General features: G+C 71.5%; 1 protein-coding gene. It reads right to left on the bottom strand.

The window, feature by feature from the left end:
* Positions 1-30 precede the first annotated feature (30 nt).
* Entirely contained in the window at positions 31-3,720 is a 3,690-nt protein-coding gene (locus G4H71_RS21515; RefSeq protein WP_246442715.1) for an nSTAND1 domain-containing NTPase, read from the bottom strand.
* Between the last annotated feature and the right edge of the window lie 554 nt (positions 3,721-4,274).

Raw genomic sequence — 4,274 nt, 5'->3', positions numbered from 1 at the left:
CCGGGAGCCGGCCGACCGGTAGTCGAGGTCTCACGCACAGGGCGACCGGTAGCGCAGGTCGGTCAGGTACTGCGGCCAGATCTCGCGGGTGAGGATCCCGCCGGTCGCCGCACACACCCGCTCCCGGGAATGCTCGACATCGAGGTCCAGCGCGCGTACCGCGCCGCCCTCACCCGCGGCCAGGAGCACGTCCGGACTGGCGCCGTACACGACCCGCCACCGCACCGTCCCGTCCGGAACCACCGAGCCGCCCACCGCATGCGCCTGCTCCGGGTCGTCGACGTTCCACAGCCGCACGCTCTGATCGTCGCTGCCGCTGGCCAGCATCCGGCCGTCGGGGGCAAACGAGACCGAACGGATCGTGCTCGAGTGACCGGTCAGCACGGCCGCCTCGGCCCGTGAACCCTCCTGCCACTCCCACACCCGGATGGTCTGGTCGTCGCTGCCACTGGCCAGCACCTGCCCGTCCGCGCTGAAGGCCACCGTGTTCACCGCGCCGTCGTGCCCGACCAGCGGCGGGCCGGCGGTCCGGGGAGCGGACGGCTCGGACACGTCCCACAGGTGCACCGTCTTGTCGCTGCTCGCGGCGGCCAGGACCGACCCGTCGGGGCTGAACTGGACGGCGTTGATCCAGCCGGCCGCCCCGGTGAGCGGAGGCGCCACCGCCGTCGGCGGGCCGTGACGGTGCAACTGCCACAACTGGACCGACTGGTCACCCGCCGCGGTGGCGAGCAGGCTGCCGTCCGGGCTGAACGCCAGGCCGTGCGTGTAGCGTGCGGCCACCTCGAGGGGCGGACCGGCAGGCACCGGATCCGGTCGATCGATGTCCCACAACTGGATCCGGCCGGTGCCCAGGCTCGCCGACGCGAGGAGCGTGCCGTCCGCGGACATCGCGATCGCCTCGATCCCGAGCCCGTCCGGAGGCGTCACCCGCGCCCGGGCCACCGGAGTGTGCCCGTCCGCGACATCCCACACCAGTGCCGTGCCGTCCCGCGAGCCGGTTGCCATCACCCGGCCGTCGGCACTGACCGCGGGGGTGGCCACCCGGAGCGTGTGCCCTGCCAGCACCGCGTCGGACAGGGTCCACATCCGCACCACACCGTCCTGGCCGCCGGTCACCACCGTGTGCCCGTCGCGGGTGAACACGGCAGTGGTCAGTCCACCGCTGCTGCCCGCCAACGGCTGACCGAGCACGGTCGGTCGATTCGGGTCCTTCAGCGACCAGATCCGCGCCGTACCGTCCCAACTCGCCGACACGAGCGCCGACCCGTCCGGGCTGAAGCCGATGGACCAGATCGCGGCGTCGTGACCGGTGAGCGACTCCCGCGCCGGGACGGGCGTCCGCATGTCGTCCACGAACCACAGCCGCACGCTCTGATCGTCGCTGCCGGTCGCCAGCAGGCTGCCGTCCGGGCTGAACGCCACCGAGTGCACCGTGTCCGAGTGCCCGACCAGAGGCGGGCCCCACGGTTCGGGCGCAGCCGGGTCGGACAGGTTCCACAATCGCGCCGTGAGGTCGTCGCTCCCCGACACCAGGGTCCGGCCGTCCGGGCTGAACGCCACCGACCGAACCGCCGCCGTGTGACCCCGCAGTGGGGGAGACCGGTCCACCACCGCCTCGGGATCCTCCACGTTCCACAGCCGGACGGTGCCGTCGTCGCCGGCACTCGCCACCGTGCGCCCGTCCGGACTGAACGCCACCATGTAGATCGCGCCGTCGTGCCCCTCCAGCGGGCCACCGATCGGCCGGGGATGTTCCGGGTCCCGGACATCCCACAACCGCACGGTGTGATCGCCGCTGCCGCTCGCGAGCAGTGCGCCGTCCGGAGAGAACGCCACACTGGTCACCCAGCTGGTGTGCCCGACCAGGGGCGGACCCACCTGGGCGCGGGGACCGTCCACGTTCCACAGCCTGATCGTGCGGTCGTAGCTGGCCGACGCCGCGATCCCGTTCGGGCCGACGGCCGTGTGATAGACCGCGCCGTCGTGTCCGCTGAGGGGACTCGCCAAGGGCGAGTTCTGCGTCGCGACCGTCATCGTGAACGCCGTGTCGTCCTCCGGTCGGGTGTCCCGCGCGACCAGGGACAACTGCGCGGACAACGACGGGTCCGAGTTCTGGGTGCGGGCCGCCTGTGCCAGCACCTCCGCGAACTGTGCCGCGTTCCGTTCGTCGTCGGCAGCGAGACGCTGCACCTGCGCGGTGACCGCCGCCACCGAGGCGACCAGCGCGAGCACCGTCAGCGCCGCCACCAGGACGCGACGGCGCACCCGCGCCGAACGATCCTGCCGGCGACCCGCCTCGATGAACGCGGCCGTCGTCGACCCGACCCGCTCGCCGCGGCCCTCCGCCCACGTGAGCGCGGACTCGAGCCTCAGCCCGCGGTACAGCAACGACCCGTCCCGGTCGTGTGCCTCCCACTCGTGCGCGTCCTTGTCGATCCGCTGCCGCAACACCGCGTCCGCGCGGTCCTCGCTCAGCCAGCCCGCGAGACGGGGCCAGGCCTCGAACACCGCCTCGTGGGTGAGCTCGACACCGGTGGCGTCACCGGTGACCAGTCGGGCGTCGGTGAGACGCTGCAGGGCAGCAGCGGCCGCGGCGGGGTCGGCGCAGGCACCGAGCAGCCGGGGCCTGGACACTCTCCTCCGGGTATCGGGGCCGTCCTCGGCCACCGTCACCAATTCCATCAGCAACTGGCGCGCGGCGAACTGCTGCGGTGCGGTGAGCTTCGACCAGACTTCCTCCGCGGTGCGGGCCACCGCACCGCGGACCCCGCCCACCGACTTGTACGCGGCGATGGACAGCCGGTCCCCGGTGCGCTCCTGCCACGTGGCCAGCAGCGCATGGCCCAGCAGGGGGAGGGCGCCGGCGTTGTACCGCCCGGGAGCGGACTCCTCGTTCCCGTCGGTACCGGCACCCAGGTCCCGGAGCATGACGTCCACCAGGCCCGGCTCCACACCGACCCCCACCAGTTCGGCAGGGCCGTCGACGGCGGACGCGATCTCCTCCTGGGTCATCGGGCCGAGGACCATCTGTCCGTACTCGAGCCGTTCGGCCAGCTCGGGATACCGCAGGCACTGCTCGTAGAAGTCGGCGCGCACCGCGACGACGACGGCATCCACCGTGGCCGAGCCGCCGCGTCGGTCCCGGGCGAGTTCGATCAGCCGGTCCACGAACCGGGTCCGGCGCCGTTCGTCGGTGGTCTGGGTGAAGAGCTCCTCGAACTGGTCGACGATCAGGACCACGCGGCTGCCGCGCGGTGCCGACTCCAGGGCCGCGTCGAGTCCTTCCCCCGGATCGCGGCCGGGCGTCATCTCGACAGCCGTTCGGTCCGGGGCCAGTGCGGGGGCAAGTCCCGCGTGGAGCAGTGACGACTTGCCGGAACCGGACGCGCCCACCAGCACCGTGAGCGCGACCCCGTCCGAATTGGCCAACACCAGGGCCAGCAGCGCCGCCGTGGCGCGGTTGCGGCCGAAGAAGAATCTGCTGTCGTCGGCGGTGAACGCGGCGAGCCCGCGGTACGGCGGCTCGGTGGACACGACCGGACGCGGCGCCTCGCCGCCGCGCGTGCCGGCAGCGTCGCTGCGACCGGCCTGCTCCCACAGCTGCTGCCAGTTGCGCACCGAGTAGAGCCCCTCGACGGGAGGCTCCGGATGACGGGCACGCGCGGCACCCACGAGCACCCGCAGGGTGGCGGCGAGGCCGTCGAAGCGAGCGGGCACATTTCTCCCGGATCGCCAGTCCGAGAGGCGCTGCGCCGAGACGAACGAGGTCCGCCGCGAATCCGTCACCACAATCGTCGAATTGGCGCGATCGGCGAGCCGCTTGAGAACGGGGCGGCCCGCCAGGTCGTACAGAAGGGAAAATCGCGCAGCAAATTGGATACGCGGGTGATCTGATTCACCAGGACGGTCCATCAATTCTCCGACTCTCGGGATCGTACCGAATTCAACGGTTCGGCAGCCTCGCCGTAATTACCACAGAAATCGACGAGAACTCCACGAGTTTGAGATACAGATCATAGAGGGCACTGCGTCACACCGCCCGGGATTCGCCGGGCCGGATCCGGACCGGACGCAACTTCGTACGCCTCGAGCTGGGATGTTACAGCCGGACGCGATCGACGGCTCCGCGTTCGGAACCGCCACCCCGGACACTTGTTCAATCACCTCCGGCTTCACTCGGCTCCGGCTGGGCGCACTCGCGGGAGAGACACCCGAATCATGCCCTACCACGCATGATTCCCCACCCGGAAAAGCTGCGACCACCCACCCCT

The sequence above is a fragment of the Rhodococcus triatomae genome (assembly GCF_014217785.1).
GTDB lineage: Bacteria > Actinomycetota > Actinomycetes > Mycobacteriales > Mycobacteriaceae > Rhodococcus_F > Rhodococcus_F triatomae.
The sequence above is the reverse complement of the archived record's forward strand: the minus strand, read 5'-3'. Positions and strand labels throughout refer to the sequence as shown.